The organism is Photorhabdus hainanensis, from assembly GCF_018448965.1.
In the GTDB taxonomy this organism is placed as follows: Bacteria; Pseudomonadota; Gammaproteobacteria; order Enterobacterales; family Enterobacteriaceae; genus Photorhabdus; species Photorhabdus akhurstii.
Genome location: NZ_RCWD01000040.1, coordinates 26,246 through 49,377 on the forward strand (window position 1 = coordinate 26,246; position 23,132 = coordinate 49,377).

At 42.1% G+C, this 23,132-nt stretch carries 17 protein-coding genes and 1 pseudogene; 14 read left to right on the forward strand and 4 right to left on the reverse strand.

Annotated elements, in window-relative coordinates; genetic code table 11:
• Positions 1-29: 29 nt before the first annotated feature.
• Entirely contained in the window at positions 30-578 is a 549-nt protein-coding gene (gene nudE, locus EAE92_RS19555) for an ADP compounds hydrolase NudE (protein WP_214069290.1), read from the reverse strand.
• A 475-nt stretch (positions 579-1,053) separates the two neighbouring features.
• Here nudE and EAE92_RS19560 point away from each other — a divergent pair, with 475 nt between their 5' ends.
• The 4 genes from EAE92_RS19560 (at position 1,054) to pckA (ending at position 6,375) form a co-directional block, all read left to right on the forward strand.
• A complete protein-coding gene (locus EAE92_RS19560) occupies positions 1,054-3,168 on the forward strand; it encodes an intracellular growth attenuator family protein (protein WP_214069291.1) in 2,115 nt (704 codons plus the stop codon).
• A 57-nt stretch (positions 3,169-3,225) separates the two neighbouring features.
• Positions 3,226-3,642, forward strand: coding sequence for a ribosome-associated heat shock protein Hsp15 (gene hslR, locus EAE92_RS19565; RefSeq protein ID WP_036779429.1), 417 nt, complete (start codon positions 3,226-3,228; stop codon positions 3,640-3,642).
• 22 nt (positions 3,643-3,664) lie between these two features.
• A complete protein-coding gene (gene hslO, locus EAE92_RS19570) occupies positions 3,665-4,537 on the forward strand; it encodes an Hsp33 family molecular chaperone HslO (protein WP_214069292.1) in 873 nt (290 codons plus the stop codon).
• Between the two features lie 218 nt (positions 4,538-4,755).
• A complete protein-coding gene (gene pckA / locus EAE92_RS19575; protein WP_036779424.1) occupies positions 4,756-6,375 on the forward strand; it encodes a phosphoenolpyruvate carboxykinase (ATP) in 1,620 nt (539 codons plus the stop codon).
• Positions 6,376-6,422: 47 nt separating this feature from the next.
• Here the strand turns inward: pckA and EAE92_RS19580 are convergent, their stop codons facing one another.
• A complete protein-coding gene (locus EAE92_RS19580) occupies positions 6,423-7,118 on the reverse strand; it encodes a pirin family protein (RefSeq protein WP_214069293.1) in 696 nt (231 codons plus the stop codon).
• A 763-nt stretch (positions 7,119-7,881) separates the two neighbouring features.
• Here EAE92_RS19580 and EAE92_RS19585 point away from each other — a divergent pair.
• The 9 genes from EAE92_RS19585 (at position 7,882) to EAE92_RS19625 (ending at position 21,993) form a co-directional block, all read left to right on the forward strand.
• Positions 7,882-9,195, forward strand: coding sequence for a sensor histidine kinase (locus tag EAE92_RS19585; protein ID WP_246545302.1), 1,314 nt, complete (start codon positions 7,882-7,884; stop codon positions 9,193-9,195).
• Positions 9,195-9,821 (forward strand): response regulator transcription factor, encoded by a 627-nt coding sequence (locus tag EAE92_RS19590; RefSeq protein ID WP_214069295.1) that lies wholly within the window; start codon positions 9,195-9,197, stop codon positions 9,819-9,821. Before EAE92_RS19585 ends, EAE92_RS19590 begins: the two co-directional genes overlap by 1 nt.
• 107 nt (positions 9,822-9,928) lie before the next feature.
• Complete coding sequence (locus EAE92_RS19595) at positions 9,929-10,420, forward strand: GlcG/HbpS family heme-binding protein (RefSeq protein WP_065388948.1); 492 nt, start codon at positions 9,929-9,931, stop codon at positions 10,418-10,420.
• A gap of 444 nt (positions 10,421-10,864) precedes the next feature.
• Positions 10,865-10,984 carry a hypothetical protein gene (locus tag EAE92_RS25460; protein ID WP_422616067.1) on the forward strand — a complete coding sequence of 40 codons (120 nt, stop codon included), beginning with the start codon at positions 10,865-10,867 and terminating at the stop codon, positions 10,982-10,984.
• Between the two features lie 369 nt (positions 10,985-11,353).
• Positions 11,354-14,626 (forward strand): pullulanase-type alpha-1,6-glucosidase, encoded by a 3,273-nt coding sequence (gene pulA / locus EAE92_RS19605; RefSeq protein WP_214069297.1) that lies wholly within the window; start codon positions 11,354-11,356, stop codon positions 14,624-14,626.
• A 359-nt stretch (positions 14,627-14,985) separates the two neighbouring features.
• A complete protein-coding gene (locus EAE92_RS19610; protein WP_036779416.1) occupies positions 14,986-16,446 on the forward strand; it encodes a DUF3375 domain-containing protein in 1,461 nt (486 codons plus the stop codon).
• Between the two features lie 45 nt (positions 16,447-16,491).
• Positions 16,492-17,409 (forward strand): DUF4194 domain-containing protein, encoded by a 918-nt coding sequence (locus tag EAE92_RS19615; RefSeq protein WP_214069298.1) that lies wholly within the window; start codon positions 16,492-16,494, stop codon positions 17,407-17,409.
• Entirely contained in the window at positions 17,402-20,800 is a 3,399-nt protein-coding gene (locus EAE92_RS19620; RefSeq protein ID WP_246545303.1) for an ATP-binding protein, read from the forward strand. The genes EAE92_RS19615 and EAE92_RS19620 overlap by 8 nt, the downstream gene beginning before the upstream one ends.
• A complete protein-coding gene (locus tag EAE92_RS19625) occupies positions 20,797-21,993 on the forward strand; it encodes a DUF3322 domain-containing protein (protein WP_214069300.1) in 1,197 nt (398 codons plus the stop codon). The genes EAE92_RS19620 and EAE92_RS19625 overlap by 4 nt, the downstream gene beginning before the upstream one ends.
• A gap of 50 nt (positions 21,994-22,043) precedes the next feature.
• Here EAE92_RS19625 and EAE92_RS19630 read toward each other — a convergent pair whose 3' ends face one another.
• Both EAE92_RS19630 and EAE92_RS19635 read right to left on the reverse strand, forming a co-directional pair.
• Positions 22,044-22,406 (reverse strand): LysR substrate-binding domain-containing protein, encoded by a 363-nt coding sequence (locus EAE92_RS19630; RefSeq protein WP_339959404.1) that lies wholly within the window; start codon positions 22,404-22,406, stop codon positions 22,044-22,046.
• Positions 22,403-22,657 (reverse strand): annotated as a pseudogene (locus EAE92_RS19635) (helix-turn-helix domain-containing protein); the annotation flags it as partial. The gene EAE92_RS19630 and the pseudogene EAE92_RS19635, both read right to left, overlap by 4 nt.
• Positions 22,658-22,816: 159 nt before the next feature.
• Between EAE92_RS19635 and EAE92_RS19640 the strand changes: the two are divergent.
• Positions 22,817-23,132 (forward strand): helix-turn-helix domain-containing protein (locus tag EAE92_RS19640; RefSeq protein WP_214069301.1); only part of this gene is annotated, 316 nt, incomplete at its 3' end.

Genomic DNA, 23,132 nt, shown 5'->3' on the forward strand with positions numbered 1-23,132 from the left:
CAACGGAAGCGTTGTTGTGCCTGTGAACTTCAACGGTGCTTTAAATATTTTTGTGCCAAAAATAGGGCGCAGACATTACGTGCTTCGTTGAAATCAACGTGATCTAGTAATGACATCATATCTGCTATTGGCCAACGTATTTGTGGTAGTGGTTCAGGTTCATCTCCTTCCAGTCTTTCTGGATAGAGATTTTCAGCAATAACAATATTCATTTTGTGAGAAAAATAGGCTGGGGCCATAGTAAGTTTGGCTAATTGTTCTATTTTTCTGGCACCAAAGCTGACTTCTTCTTTTAATTCACGGTTAGCGGCTTCGAAGATATTTTCCCCAGGGTCGATCGCGCCTTTAGGAAAGCCCAATTCGTACTGCTCAATGCCGACTGCATACTCACGAATAAGCAACAATTCATCCCCAATGACTGGGATTATCAGAACAGCTTCCCGATTGACCGGACGCATTCGTTCATAAACGCGTTTTACACCGTTACTGAATTCGAGATCAACTGACTGAATATGAAATAAACGTGAATGAGCAATGTCCTCTATGTTTAGGATTTTAGGGTTTTTCAGGTCATTCATAATTGCCCCTGATGGTTTAGTATTGGTTGAGTTGAGTGTCTGTGCATTATTACGTCATGAATTATTTCATTAACCTTAGATTTTATGATGAAATTAGGTACACTCCATAAGTTGACTAAATATGGCCGATTATTTTGATAAATGATATACCCGTTATCTTTCAAGTTGTCTCTTTGTTGGCTGCGCTCACTCACCCCGGTCACATAGTTCCCTATGCTCCCGGGGATTCGCTCCCTTGCCGTCGCGATGCACCTTGAAATCCATTGGGTATAGTGATTATCGCTGGTTATTGTTGTTACTGTTATCTTTATCCTCTTTGGAAATAGATCTATGTTGTGGATAGTTTAGTGCGTGATTATATAACTCATTGTAAAATAAATTAAAAAACAAATAGAAATAACCTAATTCAAAACTTAACGTGTAGTTGATAATTTGCAAACAACAATAGCAAGATTGTCATGGGTATGGGGATAAAATGAGCGTAACAGTCGTTATATTGGCTATCTTGATAATTAGCTTGATTGTCATGGCTTCCTTTCTGATTCTCAAATGGAAGTTACATGATAATGCCAGTTATCTACCTTCTGTTGCTACACCAACCTATCGTAAACTTAATGCTGATGAGTATCAGGCTATTGAATGTTATTTGAGTCGAGTGTTGCTGCCAGTTGTAACAGACCGTATTAATAAAACAAGTTGGCCAATTCTGATGGGTAAAAATGATATGGTTTATACTATCTGTCATTCCATTACCCGATTTTCTGTTGCCTCAGATGAACTACATAGCTGGCGTTATTATATTGATATGGCAGAAGTTCATTTACCGTTTTTCCTTGAGCCTTTTATTAAACAACAGAATATTATTGATGTTGTTCACACTGCGACAATACCACTGGTTATTTCGATTAATGGTCACTTTCTGAAAGATTTTCAACAGGATTTTCCTTCTGCTCCGGTAATTTCAGAGGTATCTCATCAACAGGCATCGATCCAGAAAAACGGTGAAACCAGCGTAAAATTACAAAATATCCGTAAAGAGACATTGGAAGAGTACCGGTTAAATCACTCATCGGGGATTTGGGAGGGGGGATTTTTGTGTTTTGGATTTTTCATTTGGTTTCTTGCATTACTTTCACCAACACTGCTTTTGCCGTGGCTGATGTTGATTGCAGGCAGTTTAGTCGTTGTCAGTTTTTGGCCGCTATTTTGTCCACTCTCAATATGCAGGCGCCAGGATATTCACTGTTTTACCGGTATACCAAAACGATGGGGATTATTTGGCGAATTTGAACAAGGGCAAATGAGCAATATTTCACTTGGTGGAATTGATTTGATTTATCCTCCTCATTGGGAGCCTTATGTTGCTCACTATCTTGATCAAAAAACCAATATTGATATTTACACTAACGGCCAGGTAGTCAGTCAAGGGCATTATCTCTCTTTGCATGAGGAAGAAAAAAATTACCCTTACCATCGTTATGGGAAAAATCTCATGATGATCGTTAGTAGCTTGCTGATTATGTTACTGCTCTATTTTTATCAGCCGGTTAGTGTACCGATGAAACTCAGTTTTGCCTGGTTGCGTGGCAGCAGCACAAAAGTCGTCACTGACGCTAATATGATGGAAGGGATGGAATTGCGAGTTGGGGATATCCTGAAAGCAAAAGGGGTTGGTATGTGTTATATGCCGCCAAACAATATGAGTGGTAAAGGAGACACCTATTTTTCTCCATTCGATTGTTCGGGGATATATTGGAATAGAGTTAATCCACTGCCAATACCAGAATCAGAAATTATAGAAAATGCCGCTAAACTGATTGCCACTGTTAATAAGCAATTACGTTTACAGGAAAATGACGATGTAATAAATCCAGATCTTGCTCAGGAGATTTTCAAATCTGGTATGATCTTATTGGATAATTTCCCTGATATTGTATTGAAAACTAAAGAATTATGTGAAAAAGAAACAGACTGTTTACGATTGAAAAATGCTTTGGTTAACTTGGGTAATGCTAGTGATTGGCTCACTTTGTTAAAGAATGCGGAAAGTGGCAAATTGGATGGTACTCATGTTTTATTACGTCCGGCTGGCGCTGAAGCTTTGGGGAAATTGGTTGATGCGACTACATCATCATTTATCTACCGGGAAATAGATAAAGTCGCAATGCTGCTTAATAGTCCTTCTCCTGGCGGTGTTCTGCTTATCAGTGATGAAGGCAAACAACTGGTTGAATATATAACGCCGGCTATCATCTCTTATGACCATAGTGCGTTGGAACAATGGCGTGAATTACAGCGGTTATCGGATATGGTATTGCAAACACCCTTTGAGACAACGGGAATTATCACGGAATTGTCCGTAGACAGTCATGGAACTCGCCGGATTGTGTTGCATAATGAACTGGATTCCATGACGCTTGCTCGTTGTATTGGTACTACTGTTTTATTCTTGACTCTTTTTACGACCTTAATCATTAACTTTGTGCTGGTTGTTAAGAAAAATCGGCAGAATAAACAACGTCTAAACAAAATCAGTCAATATTACGATAACTGTTTTAATACACTTTTTCCGCCTACGCGTTGGCGATAATCGACAATGGTATGTTAGGCTTTGCTTTATTTGCCAAAGCTGATGGTAAGAGGAAAAATGAAGGGTAATTCAGACTCCGATCAAGCTGTCCGTCTGGATAAATGGCTGTGGGCGGCCCGTTTTTATAAAACACGGGCTATTGCACGAGAAATGATAGACGGTGGTAAAGTTCACTATAATGGTCAAAGAAGTAAACCAAGTAAATTGGTTGAACCAGGGGCTGAAATTAAACTGCGTCAAGGTAATGATGAACGTATAGTTGAAGTTCTTGCGTTGAGCAATCATCGACGTAGTGCGCCGGAGGCGCAGCAACTTTACCAGGAGACGGAAGCGAGTATTGCTAACCGGGAAAAAATGGCAATTGCTCGAAAAATGAATGCATTAACTATGCCTCATCCTGATCGCCGACCGGATAAAAAAGAAAGACGCACGCTGATTAAGTTTAAGAACACCAAATTAAGTGGGCAGGAATAACCTGTTCGAATGAGAGATAGTTATGTTTAAACAAGACCAATTGCACCGCTTTTTATTTGAGAATTATTCTGTACGTGGTGAGCTGGTTTTAGCCAGTGAAACTTACCAGCATATTTTGGAGAATCATGATTACCCGCAGCCGGTACAGCAATTATTGGGAGAACTGTTGGTAGCAACCAGTCTATTAACTGCAACCCTGAAATTTGATGGCGATATTACGGTTCAGATTCAGGGGGATGGTCCGGTCAAATTGGCTGTGATTAATGGTAATCATCAGCAACAAATGCGAGGTGTCGCTCGTATTGATGGATTAGTGACTGAAAATAGCAGTTTGAAACAGATGGTTGGTACAGGCTATATGGTTATTACCATTACGCCAACTCATGGTGAGCGTTATCAGGGCGTGGTTGCGCTGGAAGGTGAAACACTGGCGGATTGCCTTGATGATTATTTCAGACAGTCTGAACAGCTACCGACTCGTTTATTTATCCGTACTGGCATTCAGGATGGAAGGATTGCTGCTGGTGGTATGTTGTTACAGATTCTGCCAGCTGCGGAACAGGGGAGTGCAGAAGCTTTTGATCATCTGGTGCAACTTACTGCAACCATTAAAGGTGAAGAGTTATTTTCATTGGAAGTTAAGGAAATCTTGCACCGTCTTTATCATGAGGAAGATGTCATATTATATGAACCGCAAGCGGTCGAATTCCGTTGTACTTGTTCTCGCCAACGTTGTGCTGACACATTAGTCACACTTTCCGATGAGGATGTTAATCATATTTTGCAGAAAGATGGCAACATTGATATGGCGTGTGAGTATTGCGGCACGCACTATATTTTTGATGCTGATGATCTTGCTGCAATCAGGACGGAAAAAAAGAACCGATTCCATTGATATTCGATCTAAACAAACTTTTTCACCTTTTAAGGCGCGGCTCCGCGCCTTTCTATCAATTATCCATAATACTCAGAACTATTTTCGTGCCTTTGGCCCAAGATCAAACTTAAAAAAATAGTGGGTTTTCAATTTTTTGATAACTATCGCTGTTAATTAATCATAACTATTTATTATTGCTCACAGAAAAAGCGTGACTACCCACCAGGAGCAATGACATGAGTGTTAAAGGCATTACCCCGCAGGAACTCGCGGGCTACGGAATTCATGATGTTAACGAAATTATTTATAATCCAAGCTATGAGTTGTTATTTTCAGAAGAGACTAAACCTTCACTCAAAGGCTGCGAGAGTGGCACTCTGACCAACCTGGGGGCTGTGGCTGTCGATACGGGGATCTTCACGGGTCGTTCACCCAAAGATAAGTACATTGTTCGTGATGATGTCACCTGTGACACCGTATGGTGGGCCGACCAGGGAAAAGGTAAAAATGATAACAAGCCATTACAGCAGGAAACATGGACACATCTGAAAGGTTTGGTCACTAAACAGCTTTCAGGCAAACGTTTGTTTGTGGTTGATGCTTTCTGTGGTGCTAATGCAGATACACGATTGAAAGTCCGCTTTATTACAGAAGTTGCGTGGCAGGCCCACTTTGTTAAAAACATGTTTATCCGTCCGTCAGATGAAGAGTTGGCTGAGTTCAAACCAGATTTTATTGTAATGAATGGTGCAAAATGCACCAACCCGCAATGGCAAGAGCAGGGTTTGAACTCTGAAAACTTTGTTGCGTTCAACCTGACAGAGCGTATGCAGCTTATTGGCGGTACCTGGTACGGCGGCGAAATGAAGAAAGGGATGTTCTCTATAATGAACTACCTGTTGCCACTGAAAGGTATTGCTTCGATGCACTGTTCTGCCAACGTGGGTGAAAAAGGGGACGTTGCGGTCTTCTTCGGCTTGTCTGGTACAGGTAAAACCACACTTTCTACTGATCCAAAACGTAAGCTGATTGGTGATGATGAGCACGGTTGGGATGATGACGGTGTGTTCAACTTTGAAGGGGGTTGTTACGCGAAAACCATCAATCTGTCTAAAGAGGCGGAACCCGATATCTATCATGCGATTAAACGTGATGCGTTGCTGGAAAATGTTACTGTACTGACAGATGGCACGGTTGATTTCAATGATGGTTCAAAAACGGAAAACACCCGTGTTTCTTATCCTATCCACCATATTGAAAACATTGTTAAGCCGGTTTCCAAAGCGGGCCATGCAACTAAGGTCATTTTCCTGACTGCGGACGCATTTGGTGTGTTGCCTCCAGTATCTCGCTTGACACCTGAACAGACTCAATATCACTTCCTGTCTGGTTTTACGGCAAAATTGGCAGGTACCGAACGTGGTGTGACTGAACCGACACCCACATTCTCTGCATGTTTTGGTGCCGCATTCCTGACTTTGCATCCAACCCAATACGCGGAAGTATTGGTAAAACGTATGCAGGCGGCAGGCGCTAAGGCTTATCTGGTGAATACTGGCTGGAATGGTACGGGTAAACGGATCTCGATTAAGGATACCCGCGGGATCATTGATGCCATCCTAAATGGTGATATTGAAGAAGCAGATACCATTACATTACCTATTTTCGATCTGGCGGTTCCGACAGCGTTGCCGGGTGTTGATACCGATATTCTTGATCCACGTAAGACTTATGCAGATAAATCTCAATGGGAAGAGAAGGCGAAAGATTTGGCCCATCGTTTTGTCGACAACTTTGATAAATATACCGATACCCCGGCGGGGGAAGCTTTAGTGAAAGCGGGCCCTAAACTGTAATTGTGAATTTTTTAGCCTCATCCGTTAGGGTGAGGCTTATTTGATATTTATGCCGGAGGAAGGTCGAACAACAATATTTCACTATCGTTGCTGCTGTTAAGTTGAAGATTGATTTCATCCCGGATAGCCAGACCATCGCTGGTGGTGGCTTTGATACCATTAACCGTCACTTCGCCACGAATGACTTGTATCCAAATATAACGACCTTTTTCTGCAACATATTCGGCGGTTTCGTGATCCTTAAGTACCCAACGCCATAAAGTCATATCCTGAAATACTTTCAGTGAACCATCCTGGGCATCAGGCGAGAGCACCAATTGGCGACCTTGTACATCATCAAAACGGCGCTGTTCATAACGTGGTGTTAAGCCTGTTTTATCTGGGCTAATCCAGATTTGATATAGATGCAATTGGCGCTCTCTGTCCGGGTTGTATTCTGAATGACGAATACCGGTACCTGCGCTCATAATTTGGAATTCACCGGCAGGTACCCGTTCTTTATTTCCTATACTATCCTGATGTTCAACGGTGCCGGAAAGAACGTAGGTCAGTATTTCCATATCTTTATGCGGATGGGCGCCAAAACCTTGACCTGCTTGGATGGAATCTTCATTAATCACTCTCAACGCTGAGAAACTCATAAAATTGGCGTCGTAGTAGTTGGCAAATGAGAAGGTATGCCAGCTAGTTAACCAGCCATGATCGGCATGGCCGCGATTTGATGCTTTACGTAAATGGATCATATTCAAATCTCCTCAATAGTTTTTATAGTCTAATTGAGAAGAATTAGCATTAAAGCTTAAAAAGCTGACTTAAATTTTCAAATATTTTGAATAATTGGCGATTGGATTAATTAATAAAAAAAAGCCAGCACCCGGCTGGCTAAAGTAAACACTGGAAGCAATGTGAGCAATGTCGTGCTTTCATCTGTACCCTGAAGACGGTTCATCTGAAAGCGATACGAATGATAATAATTATCACTATCGATTGTAAAGCGTTTTTTCTGGTCAAAGATAGAATAATGGTGAAGGTTTATTCTAACTATTTGATAAATATTGTTATTTATATAGAGTTCAGTGTGATTTTTAAGGGAAAGCAAACGATTTCACCGAGTCGATTTGTTAAGTGATCATCCTAAATTATTCAGTAAATTTGACATTTTATTAAGAGTCTTAACAGAAGTTACCGTAAACCCTTATCCAAGGTTTATTTGTTAAAATTATTTTATTCAGGGCTGAAAAGTGCTTAGAAAAGTTGAATAAAACTAATATAGCGTTGGAATTTAATTTACCGTAGCCAGCTATTTATTTTGCAAAATGTATTGATGAAATAATTATGCTGTAATGAATTTTAATGTGCGGCTCAACGCCAAATTTTCTCTAAAATTTACCCATTCTGAATTTATTTACTCTAATAAGCTGTTTCCTTTATATATTCTGACTGTGTTTTAACGTCATGAAAGATATCTTTTCAGGTAATTATATGTGGCATTTTTTGGCGTGGATTATGTTAACAAGTTTGACTGTTTGGGGAATGATTAATCATTCACTAAATCAGAATTATCAACAACAAACAGTTTCATTTAATATTCTTTATCGCGAGCTGAGTGAAAAGTTGGCACAACATGACGCTATTGTATCGCTAACGGATACTAATATCGAATTAGATCAGCTACAGGAAAACTTTCCGCAAATTGTCGGATTGCAAGAGATGCCAATGAATGTATTAATCTTCCCTATAATCAGTGCAGAGGGAGAAGGAAGATATTGGCTTAATAGTAAACGTGATAGTATCCGGTTATTGATAGATCTCAATATTCTGATGAAAGATCTATCATTATTATCACAATTTCGGATGGTACAACTGGATTGGAATAGTCGCCCATTGATTACCTATGGGCTGGAGAAAGAGCACTATTTTTGGAACTGGGAGAAAAAGTTAACCAATCGTTTTCAGCCTTTTGTGCTTAAAGTGGGTAACGACCAACAATGGTCTAAACTTCCGTGGGGCTATATTGCTTGTCTTAGTTTTTTATGGGCAGTGATTATCTGTTTTATCTTTTTAATTCAGAAGAATAAAAGATTGAGGAAAATTTCTGATTTACGAGCACGTTTCTTTGAATTTACCCGCTTAAATACAATGGATGAAGTGGCAACGGGTGTTGTTCATGAATTAAATCAGCCTTTGACAGCGATTATGAGTTATAACCAAACTGCATTGCGGTTAATGAAAAAGCAGCAATATGATAAAGTGACGCCGATACTGGATTCATCAATTTTGCAAACTCAACGCATCGCAAATTTATTAACGCAATACCGCCAAAAACTGACGGCCGGTAGTATTATTTTTCAATCTATAAATATTCAATCGATATTAGGTCGAGTTGAGATATTGCTCGAAAATGAAATTAAGGCTGGTAAGGTTAAGATAATAAAGCATATTTGTGATGAGCTGCCGATGATATCTGCCGAGCCGCTATGGATTGAACAAATATTTCATAATTTAATCAGCAATGCCATTCAGGCACAGCAAGAGCAAGGTCAGTCAGAATATCAAAATTGGATCTGCATCGATATCGCCTGTATTAATGAAATGATGAGAATCACGGTAACAGATGGTGGTCCTGGATTAAGTGATGAAGCTTTAAAAAACGTGTTTATTCCATTCTTCACAACACGCCAACAAGGTATGGGATTGGGAATGACGTTAACGGAAACATTAATTCATAAACTTAGTGGTGATATCAATGCTGAAAATTGTGAAACGGGAGGAGCGCGTTTTATTATTTGGCTACCAACTAATAAAGGTAAGGAGAAATAATGGCGGCAGTGATTTATCTTATTGATGATGATGAAGCGATCCGTGACTCATTATCTATGTTATTAGAAACAATGAATTGGCAGGTAAATTCATTTCCTGGTGCGCAAGAATTTCTTGATGAAATTGGTAGCAAAAATATTGTAGCGCTTCAGGGATGTATTTTATTGGATATTCGTATGCCGGGAAAACCTGGATTGGCATTGCAGGCGGATCTATTGAAACTCAATAGTACATTACCGGTCATTATCATGACCGGACACGGAAATATTGATATTTGCCGTCGTGCTTTTAAAAATGGTGCTTTCGAGTTTTTAACCAAGCCTATTGATGCGGATTTATTAATTGAAACAGTTTCAAGTGCATTATTATTTCATCAGAAAGTATTTAAGCAACGTCAGATATATGAACAATTGAAAACGAAATTCAGCCAGTTATCTGAACGTGAAAGGGAAGTGATGAAAATTATTTTAGAAGGTAAAACCAGCAAACAAACTGCTCAACAGTTATCGTTATCACCACGTACTATTGAGGTTCATCGTGCCAATATATTTCATAAATTGGATATACATTCTTTACCGCAGTTAGTCAAAGAGTATGAGTTATTTAAGTCATTATCTTATGACTAAGTATTTCTACTGAGTCGAATAAGTAATTGGCCGAATAGCTATAGCCGATAAACCTCATTAATTTAGAACAGGATAATTCATCAACTTAAACTTAATGAGGTTTACCTATGAAACATTCTCTTTTCTATACTGTCCTGGCAGCAGGGTTATTCGCTCAGACGGCTTTTGCTTCATCATTAATTACTGAACGTAATATTACCCTTGAGATAGCAAATAAATTAGCTTCTGAGGCAATTCAGTCTTGTCAATCGAATAATTATAACGTGGCGGTTTCTGTTATTGATAAAAGTGGGGTTTTGAAAGCGGTTCAGCGTATGGATAAAGCCGGTTTGCATACTGTTGAGGCGAGTAAAATGAAAGCTTATACCGCGTTATCTACTCAGAGAACGTCAGAGGACGTAATGAAAACGGCGCAATCAAATCTTGGCGCTCAATATTTAGGGGATATTCCAGGCTTCCTATTACTTGGTGGAGGTGTTCCAGTTAAATCTGGTAATGAAGTGATTGGCGCAATTGGTATTGGCGGCGCACCGAGTGGTTCTTTAGACCAACAGTGTGCTCTTGATGCAATTCAGAAAATTTCATCAGATTTATCTTAATCATAACGATTTATAAAATGTACCGGGGTAACGATAATGAATTAAATCTCCATTTCTACTCATGATGACAATACTCATTGTATTCATTTTAGGAATGTGGAATTTAGGTTTAGTATCTTTCATGATCGTACTCTTGCATAGAGACAATAACTAAGAATTAAGTTATTGTCTCTTGTTTTTTATAGTTAATATGTCAATTTTATCCTCAGCTTTATTTAAATATATTCTTAGTTAAAGTGTATATAATTGACTCTATTGTTTGTCTTATAATGACATTACAAATTAAAGTGAATAGGCTATTTGGCGAATTTTATTCAATTAGGTGAGTTTGGTTTTAATTGGAGTGAGAATATAAAATGACGTAGAAGGATAGACTTACATTAAATATCATCTTTTAATGAAGACAGAGATGATAGAAAAGGTGGTTATAATGTGAATCCAAGAGTGCATATTATTAATTCTCCCGATTATAATCTTGTTTTAGGCTATTGTTTTGGTCGAAATGATCAAGCTTTACGTTTTTATACAGGTTTAGGTCCTGTAACAAGTTACACTTATATCTAATGCAAGAAAAAACGCAGGATTAGGAGGAAAGGAATGCCTTAATAATCCTGCATAACAAAAAATGCTTTTTTGCAGAAACAATAAAGTTTGTGAAAATATATAAAAATGACAATGACTGCATTTGACATCATTTTAATCTGTATCTGATGGAATAACACAAATAAACTCACATTAGGATTATGTAATAAAAGATTATTACATTATTATTGTGCGCAATATCACGAAAAAATATCTCCTCCTAATCCCTCCTCCCTCTTAGTATCAAAACCAGGAGGATGCTGACTCATCTGAGACATTATTTAATATTTCATTCCCATTTTATTAACAATAATATCGGCGACGATTTATTTCTATTAAAAAGGTCTGATTATGGTAGCTCACTTCTGGAAAAGGGCTTACCTGGCCCTATTAAGCAGTACATTCGTTTTACTACTGGCAAGCTGTGATAACAATAGTTCTTTACCCGAATCCCCGGAGGAGCCGATGGCGCATATCCCTAATAAAGTACCCAGTGAAGCTGCTGTTGCCGGCAATTTTCAGGCAGTGATCCACTTGGTGGACATTGCTAAATTAAGTCAAAGCCCAACAACAAACCGTGATTACAGTACTAACACCCTCTACTTGTGGAACGATAAAAATTGTGATGCCTTGGCTTCCCCTTCATCAAGTTGGAACGACACCAGTGCAACTCCCACAGGCAGCGATAATTATGGGCCTTACTGGGTGGTGCCGTTGAACAAGAACGAGGGCTGTATCAATTTTATCGTGCGTGATGGTAACAACAATAAATTGATCGACAGTGACCTAAAAATCTCCTTCTCTGATTTCAAGAACCGTACCGTCTCTGTGATACCCAGCAGTCATCAAATCTATAGCAGTCGTGCGGCAGCTTTTAATTCCGTGTTTGGCGTTTCTCAGGCTTCGGCACACTGGGTCGATAACCAGACTTTGTTGTGGTCGGGCGGAGCGGATAAACCCCATGTCCGCTTATATTACAATCAGAACAGCAAAGTAGAAGCTAATGATGAAGGAAATTTCATCGATAGCTATCTGACACTGACACCGACCACCTTGAGCCAGAAAACGGCTGATAGATTTCCTCACTTGAGGCAATTAACCGCATTTCGTTTGCCTGCGGATACGGATGTCGATACGTTACTTACCGGTGATCTGGTGGCATTAGCGACCAATGAAGCGGGCTTGCTGTTATCAGCTACTCAAGTACAAACGGCTGGTGTTTTGGACGACCATTTCGCCAGTGCTGCTGACACACTGGAATATGGTGCGCTAATCAACGATACCAGTGTTACTTTCCGCTTGTGGGCGCCTACTGCTCAACATGTTGGGTTGGTTATCTACGATAAAGATAAACAGGCCATTGCCAATCATGACATGAACCGTGATCCTGCTAGTGGTTCTTGGTCATGGCAAGGTGATAAGGATTTGATTGGTGCTTATTACCGCTATGCTTTAACGGTATACCACCCATATTCCCGTAATGTAGAGCACTATGAGGTTACCGATCCCTATTCCCACAGTTTGTCCACCAATTCGGAATACAGCCAAGTCATCAACTTGGATGATGAAGCGCTAAAACCATACAACTGGGATAGCTTGCTCATGCCGCATTCGCAAAATACACCGGCGGATATTGCGCGTATGACCATCTATGAAGCTCATGTCCGTGATCTCTCCGTTGCAGATGAAACAGTGCCAGAAACTTGGCGCGGTAAGTATCTGGCTCTCACCGCTGACAATAGCGATATGTTCAAACACCTTAAGGCATTGAGTCAGGCAGGGGTGACTCATATGGAGCTATTGCCAGTATTCGATGTGGCTTCCATTAATGAATTTAGCAACCAAGTAGCCGATCTCAACCATCCATTCAGTCGTTTGTACCAAGTCAACCCAAAGGTGAGGAGCAGCCGTTTCGCTGATTATTGCAATATTTCACAGACTGTGGGTGAAGTATTGCAGGAGTTACAGCGTGGTGACAGTGCCAATAACCCGCAGGTACAAGAGTTAAATGCAATGATTGCGGAAACCGACTCCTACAACTGGGGTTACGATCCATTTCATTACTCGGTACCGGAAGGCTCTTATGCTACTGATGCAGAAGGTTCAGTACGTATAAAAGAGTTTCGTGCCATGATTCAGGCTATTAAGCAGCAGTTGGGAATGAATGTGGTTATGGATGTAGCGTACAACCACACCAATGCGGCAGGTCCAACAGACAGATCTTCCGTGTTAGATAAGATAGTCCCTTGGTATTATCATCGCCTGAATGAAATCAGTGGTAATGTTGAATCCAACACTTGTTGTCACGATACAGCGCCAGAGCACCGCATGTTCGCTAAACTCATTGAAGACTCGCTGGTGACTTGGGTTAAGGACTATAAGATCGACGCATTTCGATTTGACTTAATGGGCTATCATCCGAAGGCTCAGATTTTATCGGCGCTGGCAAAAGTACGTGCGATTAACCCATCGGTCTATTTTTTTGGTGAAGGTTGGAACTCAGGGCAGGAGGACCGCTTCGAGATTGCTTCACAGATTAATCTTAAAGGCACAGGGGTGGGTACTTTCTCTGATCGGCTACGAGATGCGGTACAGGGTGGCGGGCCGTTTGATTCCGCTGATAGCATTCGCATTAATCAGGGGGTAGGCAACGGCGCTGGAACGTTACTTAACGAAATGGCGTGGTTCGATGCTAATGAGGCGCGTCATCTGGCGGATTTGGTACGTCTCGGTATGGCGGGTAATTTGGCTGATTTTGTGATGATCGATAAAGATGGGGCAGTGAAAACGGGTAGAGACATTAACTACAAAGGCGCTATAGCCGGTTATGCCGCTGATCCAATTGAGGTGATTAATTATGTCTCTAAGCATGATAACCAAACGTTGTGGGACATAATCAGCTACAAAGCGGCGCGTGAGGCAGATTTGGCGACACGAGTTCGTATGCAGGCAATATCCCTCGCCACGACATTCCTTGGGCAGGGGCTGGCTTTTGCTCAACATGGATCGGAGCTACTGCGCTCAAAATCTTTTACCCGCGATTCCTATAATTCCGGTGATTGGTTTAATCGTGTTAGCTACACCTACCAGGATAATAACTATGATGTTGGTATGCCGGATCAGCGTGTTGATGGCGAAAATTACGCATTGATTGAAAAAGTGAAAAATGTGGTAGATAAACCGGGCCGGACTGAATTATTACAGATGACGGCTTTTTATCAGGAATTGTTGCGTTTGCGTCAATTTTCACCATTGATGGCTCTTGGTGATGGCGCATCGGTTAAACAACGTGTTGATTTCCGTAACGTTGGGCCGTATCAGCAGCTTGGGTTGCTGGTGATGACCATAGATGACGGTAATACTACTGGTGATGACCGTGATTTGCGATTTGACGGCTTGGTGGTGATGATTAATGCGGCTCCACATCCTGCCACCGTAAGAGATCTTAACGTCAGAGAGTTGAAGTTGAATGATATTCAGAGCGAGCTAGGCAGAGCTTCGTTGGCTGCGGGTATTAGAATTGCGAAAGATGGCACGGTCACGTTACCAGCCTGGTCAGTAGCGGTGCTGGTTCTGCCACAGGATGGTGTTCGTGGTACTGGTTTGCCTGTCCGCAGGAAGTAACACGCAGGAATTTTCTATTGTTTGCATCGGGGCGGTTTGTCCAGACCGCCCATTTTTACCTTGAAAGGGTCCTCCCGCCGCTTTCCTTGCTGATGATAATTGAGGCATTATTTATCTCCTTATTATATTCCTACATTATCACTCTTTGTTTTTCGTTATCGTCTTGCTGCTATTCTTCACAAAATAGGTGGCTTTATAAGCTTAATTTTCCCATTGGTCACAGCGCTTAATAGTTATAAAAGTCAGTAATTCGGGTTGACATAATAAAAAAATGTGATGATATGGTTTTTATTCGATTGTGAATTATACAAAATTCTTGGTGGTAGCTTTTTACTTGTTACCACACAGAGGGAGGCGAGTTGAATTTCCAAGGGTTACAGGCAAAGTATCGCCGTCTATTTCAGGAAAGTGCCGCCTGGAAACTGTTAAGAGCCGATAATTCCCCTTTAATTTTGGCGTTTCTGGGGGAGTTGTTTTCCGAGGAAAGTGAAGTCCCTTTTAGTCGTGCCCGGGTGTCACTTGATGCAGAACTGGTACGCTGTCGTGAACTTGGTCTTTGGGAAACTGAAACGGGAGCGGGTACGTATCTTAATAAATGGATTCGGGAAGGCTGGTTGCGTGAGATGGACGACATGTTAACCAAAACGGATGCCAGTGAAGTTGCACTTCGTTTTAGTCAGGGGCTTGATGAACGCAGTACAGGAACCACCGCGTCTCATCTTCGAATTGTTCAAGAAGCGGTCAGAGAATTTGCGGTGGCTATTAGCCCAAATATTGATGAGCGTGTCACGCTTTTGGAACATAGAAAAGCTGAAATCCAAAGAGAGATTGATGCCCTGAGAGCTGGCGTGGTGCTTGAACTGACTGAGCTTGAGCAGCGGGAGAGAATTCGTGAGATCTACCAATTGGCCTCTGTTTTAACGGGTGATTTTCGTCGTGTTGAAGATGAAATTCGTCAACTGGATCAGGAAATTCGCATTCAAATTATTGAAGGAGATTCCACCAGAGGGGATGTTCTTCTCTCTGTTTTAGAAAAAGAAGCGCTATTGGCGAAAACGGATGCGGGTAGTGCGTTTGAAAGTTTCTTTGATTTGTTATGCGATCAAAATAGAACAATGGAACTGCGGGATCAACTTCGAAGCATTTTAAATCGTCCCGCAGCAGAACATTTGACTACCCAGCAACGACAGTTCTTAAATCAGCTCATGAGGGAACTGAGCCGCGAGAGTGACAGAGTTTTTCAAATCAGGCGAAGAACGGAAGAGAGTTTGCGTGCTTATATAGAGAGTGGCACTGCGCAAGAAAATCGTGCTGTTGATAGATTGCTTGGTCAATTGGAACGACTCGCCGTTGAATTGAGGAACTCAGGTTATGACTTGCAAACGGCGACAACTCTGTCACTGCCCGTTGGCGCGGCAAGTATTAGCTCTCCTGAAAGCATGCTCCTTAAATCACCTGATGAAAAACTAGATACTTCAGGTGCTGAAGAACAGATCAACTCTCGAGAACCGAGTATGCAGATGCTGGATTGTCTTGATGTTGTTCAAATTCGATTAATCGCTGAGAGAACATTAGCAACGTTAAAAGAGTTTGGCCCAATGACGATTGCATCTGTTGCAAATTATCACCCACTTAATTCAGGGTTGGAGGAGTTAGTTGCCTATTTGCGGGTGGCGAAATCTGTCGGGGCTGCATCATTGGAAGGAAAAGAATCAATTGAAATCAGCGATAAACGGGGAGTTCGCTTGCGGGCGTCTATACCTACTTTTCTGTTGAGTGCCGACCTGTTTCCAGACAGTTTGGATGAATTGGTTCTTTAAATGGTGAAAAGAAAGTGGTTGTAGATTTATATAGTGAGGGTTGAAATGCACAAAGGTAAAAAGTTGAATAAAGATAATGGCATCCTCGCTACCCTTGGGAAGTCTAATTCTGATCCTCAAGAAGAACAGAAAACAGGGTTCTTCGATCAGTTGATAAAACACCATACGCAATCAGAGTATAACCCGCTTACAGATACAGCCGGTGTTGAATCTAATGTTGCTTTTTCGGTTGTTAATCAAAGCCCATCCTGTGACGTTGATGATGTATTAGTCAGTGAGCACGCTGAGAACTCAAACAGTGATATGCCGCCTGATGCGCGTCGGGTGCTGGTTAGTTTGCTGCGTCAGGGCGTTATTTTGTCTTCACAGAAAGCCAAATTGTTTGAATTACTTTGTCGATACCAATCTGCTGTACGCAAACATCTATCAGAAGTCTATTTGAAGTTAGTTTTGGATGAAAAAGCAGGTGTTGCCTTTATAGCTGGCTTTCAAAATGAGGAAGATACTGAATCATTGGGTATAGATGATGACGAGGTTGTCTCTCTGATTAGCCGAAGGACGCTCTCTTTATACGATACATTGTTGCTGTTAGTGCTGCGTAAACACTATCAAGATCGGGAAACATCGGGAGAACAAAGGATTATCATTGATATTGAACGTATAGAATCCCACCTGACACCGTTTTTACCGCTGACAAACAGTACTAAATCTGACCGGAGAAAACTCAAGGGCGCTCTTGATAAAATGGTGACGAAAAAAATATTGAGTTCGGTCCGGGGAAGCGAAGATCGCTTCGAGATTACGCCGGTGATCCGCTATGTAGTCAGCGCTGAATTTCTTGAGAGTATGCTTAATGAATACCTGAACATGGCGAGAGAGAAGGGTATTGAGCTAAATAAAAATGGCGGCGACGCTGTTGATTATCAAGATGAAGGAAAAGAGACAGGAGATGAAAATGACTGATCAAACTCTTTCGGCTAATTCGTTATTTCACGTTGGTCAAATCAGATTAGCTGAACTCTCAGTTTATAACTGGGGGTCATTTAATGGCTTGCATACCGCGTTGATCGATCCTATGGGAACGCTGGTCACTGGAGATAATGGCGCCGGTAAATCGACGTTTATTGATGGCCTTATGGCTTTGCTGCTTCCTGCCGGAAAGGCAACTTTTAATGTGGCCGCGGCTCAAGGTGATCGTTCTGACCGGACTTTACTTTCCTATATGCGGGGAAGTTTTGGATCTGCCCATGACGGAGCGGGGACGAGGGTCAGAAGTAAGCGTGAGTTTGGCGTAGTGACCGGGCTTAGAGCTTTATATCAGGGTGATGATGGTTCAAAAATCACGCTTGCGGCACTTTTCTGGATTACTAAATCGACGAATGTGCTGGCGGATGTGACGCGAGTTTATGTTGTTGCCAAAAGAGACCTGACGCTTAAGGAAATGCTCAATGCTTTTGGCGATGGTAATGCCCGGGCATTCAAGCAATGGTTGCGTGATGACCCGGCGATTACGTGCTGTGATGATAATTTTTCTGATTATCAGGAATTGTACCGAAAGCTTTTGTATATGGACAATAAGAATGCGCCTGCACTGTTGTCACGGGCGTTAGGTCTAAAAAAAATTGATGATTTAACTGGGTTGATTCGTGAGTTGGTACTTGAGCCGAGCACAGTTAAAGATGATGCTAAAAAGGTCGTGGAAGAGTTTGCTGATTTGGTGGCGATTCATAGTCAATTAGTGGATGCAAGAGCGCAAAAAATGCACTTGTCTAAGTTACCCGAACTTAGCTCAATTATCGAAAAAACGACGAGAGAATTTGAAGAATTAACGGCCGAAAAAAATAGTCTTCCGGTTTACTTTGGGGAAGTCTTCGCGCAACTGTGGAGCGAAAAAATTGCCGATATTGAGTCTGAACTCGAAGCACTACTCTTTGAAATTAAGCAAGCGGAAGAGCAGAAAACAGATGCGGATAAGTTGGTTGAGAGAAGGCATGAGGAATACCTTCAGTTTGGTGGGGATAAAATAGAGTCGCTTCGAAAGGAAATTGGTCATACCCAAACTCAGTTGAATCGGGTGGTTAGGAATTCATCGCAATATCAAACTCATGTTAATGAGCTGTCTCTGCCTTCGGTATTGGAGGAGGCTGTATTTCTTAAAAATCAATCCGCGGCATCAGCCAGACTTGCCTGTATTCAACGAGACGAGGAAGAGTATCAGGACAAGTTTGCCGCCATCAGTGCTAAATTCAGTGAGCTACAAGCCAATATCCATGATATCTCTCAGGAAATCCGGGAAATCGAGGCAAGGCCGGATTCCAATATCGATGTGAAATATCAGCAACTGCGGGATGAACTGGTTAATTCCTTAGAATTAAGTAAAGACCAATGCGTATTTATTGGTGAGCTTATCGACGTCGAAGATAGTGAAAAAATCTGGCAAGGCGCGATAGAGAGGGCGTTAGGCGGGTTACGAACAACGCTTGCTGTGCCACATCATTGTTATTCGATGGTGACTCGCTGGTTAAACGTCCGGCATACAGGTTTACATGTCCGTGTTCAAGTTGTGAATGATTCTGCGATTAACCGGGGTCATTCGGCGGAGTTTAAGCCTGATGGTTATTTAAAGAAACTGGTATGGCGTACTCACCCTTATCGAGAGTGGCTCAAGCATTATTTGCAGCGATTTGACCTGCAATGTGTCTCGAATACGGAAGAATTGGATAAGACCCCGTTTTCGATGACACAACAGGGGCTAATGCACATGGATAAGGGGCGCTTTGAGAAAAAGGATCAACACCGAATAGATGACAGAAGACGCTGGTGTTTGGGTTTTTCAAACAAATCACGTTTAGCCATTCTTAATAACGATAAAAAAGAGTTAACTCTGCAATTGGCGGAAACCGAGAAAAAGGTGAGTCAGGCCCGTCAAGATTTGAATACTGTTTCTGATCGTAAAATACTTTGGGAGAAGATCCAAAGTTATTGTTGGGATGATATTAACGCCCCTTATTGGCACGAAAAGCTTTCGGATTTGCAGGCTGACCTTAAGGTATTAGAACAGTCAGGCGGCGATCTTGATAAGGCCAGAGAGCGTTGGGAGTCGGCGAAAGAGCAGTTAGTTCAAATCCAATCGGTATTAAATCAGCTCAACTCTGATTCTGGCGGCGTCAAAAATACGCTGAAAAATGCAAAAGAGGAATGGAGCAAAGCGCAGGCAAAAGCATCAAAAGGATTACCTGATTCAGCCAGACAATTACTTGCTATGCGGGTTGGCGTGCTTAGTACAAATGATTTAAGCCAGATGTCTGAATTGGTGTCGAAGGTTGAAGAAGATTTGGAGCGTTTGTTAGATATTAGTCGAAACAGTAAAGACAGAGCGGAAAGGTCCGCCATCAGCATTATGGTTTCATTCAGGTCTAACGATAAATGGCAAGTCTTCACGGTTGACTGGCAAAGTAATATTGGCAGCCTGCCTGACTATCTTAATCATTTACAACAACTGGAAGAAGAAGGGCTTCCCAACCTTGTGGAGCAGTTTATTGAACGTTTGAATAAGCATGCAACGCAGTCGCTAGCGCGGATTAAAACTAAGCTTGAATCTGAACGGGAAGATATCCTTGAGCGGATTGATATCATTAACCGGGTCCTCAAGCGTACCGAGTTTCGAGCAGGGACACATTTAAAGCTAGGCTCAAAGAGAGAGAAATTCCCACATGTTAATGAGTTTGAACAGCATTTGCGTAAGGTGCTTAGTCAGGTAACCAGTGATGACCATGAAGCTCGGTTTCGTCAATTGGCTAAGGTAGTTGAAATACTTGGGAAAGCAAGTGCGCCGGGTTCCTCAAATACATTGGAAAGTTTAAGGTTACTTGATCCTCGTTATCAGATGTCATTTTATGCCGAAGAGTTGGATAGTAATACCGGTGAGATTCGTGATGTATTGGAGTCATCCAGTGGAAAGTCAGGTGGGGAGAAAGAGTCATTTGCGGCGACTATTGTAGCGGCAAGTTTGGCCTATGTTTTGACGCCAGATGGTTATGATCGACCAGTTTACTGTACTGTTTTCTTGGACGAAGCATTCTCAAATACGGCTGAAACGGTAAGTCGGCGGGTGCTCCGAGTATTTAGAGAGCTTCACATTCACGTTAATTTGATCACGCCTTATAAAAACTTGAATCTGGCAAGAGAATCGGCTCGTTCACTACTCATTGCGGAAAGAGATCAGGAAAACCATGACAGCCATTTATGTGAAGTGACTTGGGAAGAGATTGACCGGAGAATGGGCGAAGAGAAGGAGAAAAAGTTGCCTGATGAGGCTGCTAATCTGGGGATCGAGCTTGAGAAACTGACATGAAAAAAGGGCAGTATGAGGTGCGTTGGGGGTTATTGCCGGCGCAAGTTAAGAGCATTATTAGACAGCGTGAGTGGGATAACCGTTCCTCACTAAAAGACCGGCTACTGGGCAACAAGGCATTTCCTATTCGCGTTGGCTTGAAACCACCCAAAGGGAATTCTGCCATATTAGATATCGCTCATTTTCAACGATTTATTGATGAGTGGAGATCATTTCCCTATCAAGATGTTGTGGAGTGGTCTTCCAAAAATTTCCGGGAACTATCTGAGCAACGAATCCCGACTTTTGTTGTCATTGAATCAATGCGACATTTGATTCAATTTTTAGGGAATGATGCCCTTTCCCGAAGTAAGGTATGGGAAAGAAATATGAAGCCATTTTTGCGGATTGATAAAGATCTCTATCCTGCATTGGTTAAATGTATAGATATTGTGGAAAAACTCTCGTTGAGAGACGCGGAATTATTGGCAAAATTGCTGCCACAATTAAAGCAAGGCTTAGGGGAAGGACAATATTTAAGAGCACTGCCGCTCATTGGGATTGATACTAAGTTTCTTGAGAACCACCAAATCCTGATCGAAGAGTTAGCCGATATCATTCACAAGGGGGCTGTTTCGGCGTCAGGGGGCCTTATCGCTTGGTTGGGGTGTGCAATAAATCCCAAAGGTTGGTTAACTATCAGGCCGCTTTGCCATGCCGCGACTGCGGCGCTTGGGGGAATGCCGATACTACAAATACCCGGCGAATTACTTAGAAAACATGAACTACCGGCATCGAATATTCTAGTAGTAGAAAATCTACAGTCTGGTTTGTCATTACCCGAAATGCCTGACACGATAGCGGTGATTGGCGGCGGGAAAAACATTGCTTGGATGGATGCGGCATGGTTGAGAAGTAAACGTGTAGGATATTGGGGAGATATTGATACTTGGGGGTTGTTTATTCTCAGTGATGCCAGAAACAAGTTTGTAGATATTGAGCCTCTGATGATGGATGTTGAAACCGTTAAAGCTCATGAAGATAGAATGGTTCCTGAACCAAATCCAGTTGAATCCAATCCTTCATCGCTAAATGAAGATGAAACAAATTTGTTTAATAATCTTATCTCTGGCCGGTTCCAATCTTCACGTTTAGAGCAGGAGCGTCTTTCATCTGATTACATTAGAAACAAGCTTATGAATTGGCTGTCCTAACTATATACCTAACTACAGCAGCCGCCAGACACGATATTTTTTCCATATTATCAAAAATCATCACTTTCTTGGTGTACATCGAAACGGTGCGTGATTAGATTGGCGAATGCTTGGCTTGCAGCGCTTCGATATGCACCGCTGCGCCACAATAGCACCGCATTACGCTGTGGTAACGTAGGTTGAATTGCGATGGAATAGAGTCCGGCCTGCTCGTGGGCTATGACATCAGGTAACAAAGTTGCGAGTCGTCCTCGACGGACAATTTCTACGATTGCACTGATGGAGTTGACCTCAATTGCAATACGCGGTGTGATTCCTTGTTTCTGGAAGTACAAATCAATATGGCTCCGCGTTGCAAAGTCTTTACTTAGCAAAATCCGCCGTAAACCCTCGACAGGGCGGGGAGCAGTCACAGAAATAGATCCGGCCTTACGTTGAAGCGCTTGGAAAGCGCTTTAATATGCGCAATCGTTAATGAGCGCTTACCAGATAGAATCTGGCTGACAAGTGATTTGGAGCCAATTTCTTCTTTCAGGTCTGAGTAAGAGAGCCTGTATTGATCCATCAACACACGCAGCGCTGCTACACCGGTTGGTATGTCATCCACTGCTTTATTAAATGCAGCAAAGCGTTCATTGTTGTTTTCATACTCAGCGATTTTAGCAAAATCCGCCGTAAACCCTCGCCCAATGCGGGCGGTGATATAAGGCGAAAAGCCCGCAGGGCTCTCAGGTTATTAACCATCACGTTCACTGGCAGCCCGGGGGGGACACGGCCCCAAAAAGCGGTTAAAATACATAAACTATCCCGATGAGCGCTGATGATGTTAAGAGCCACCAAAGTCCGCATTTACCCGACACCCGAACAGGCTGATTATCTCAATGCTCAGTTCGGTGCAGTTCGTTTCGCGTACAACAAGGCGCTGCACATCAAGAAGCACGCTCATCAACGCCACGGGGTGAACCTCAGCCTGCGTAAAGACCTCAAGCCCTTACTGTCAGTGGCAAAAAAGTCCCGCCGGTATGCCTGGCTCAAAGCGTATGATTCCATCGCCTTGCAGCAGGCGGTGATTAACCTCGATATGGCGTTTTCCCACTTTTTTAATCCGAAGCTGAAAGCGCGCTTCCCGACATTCAAAC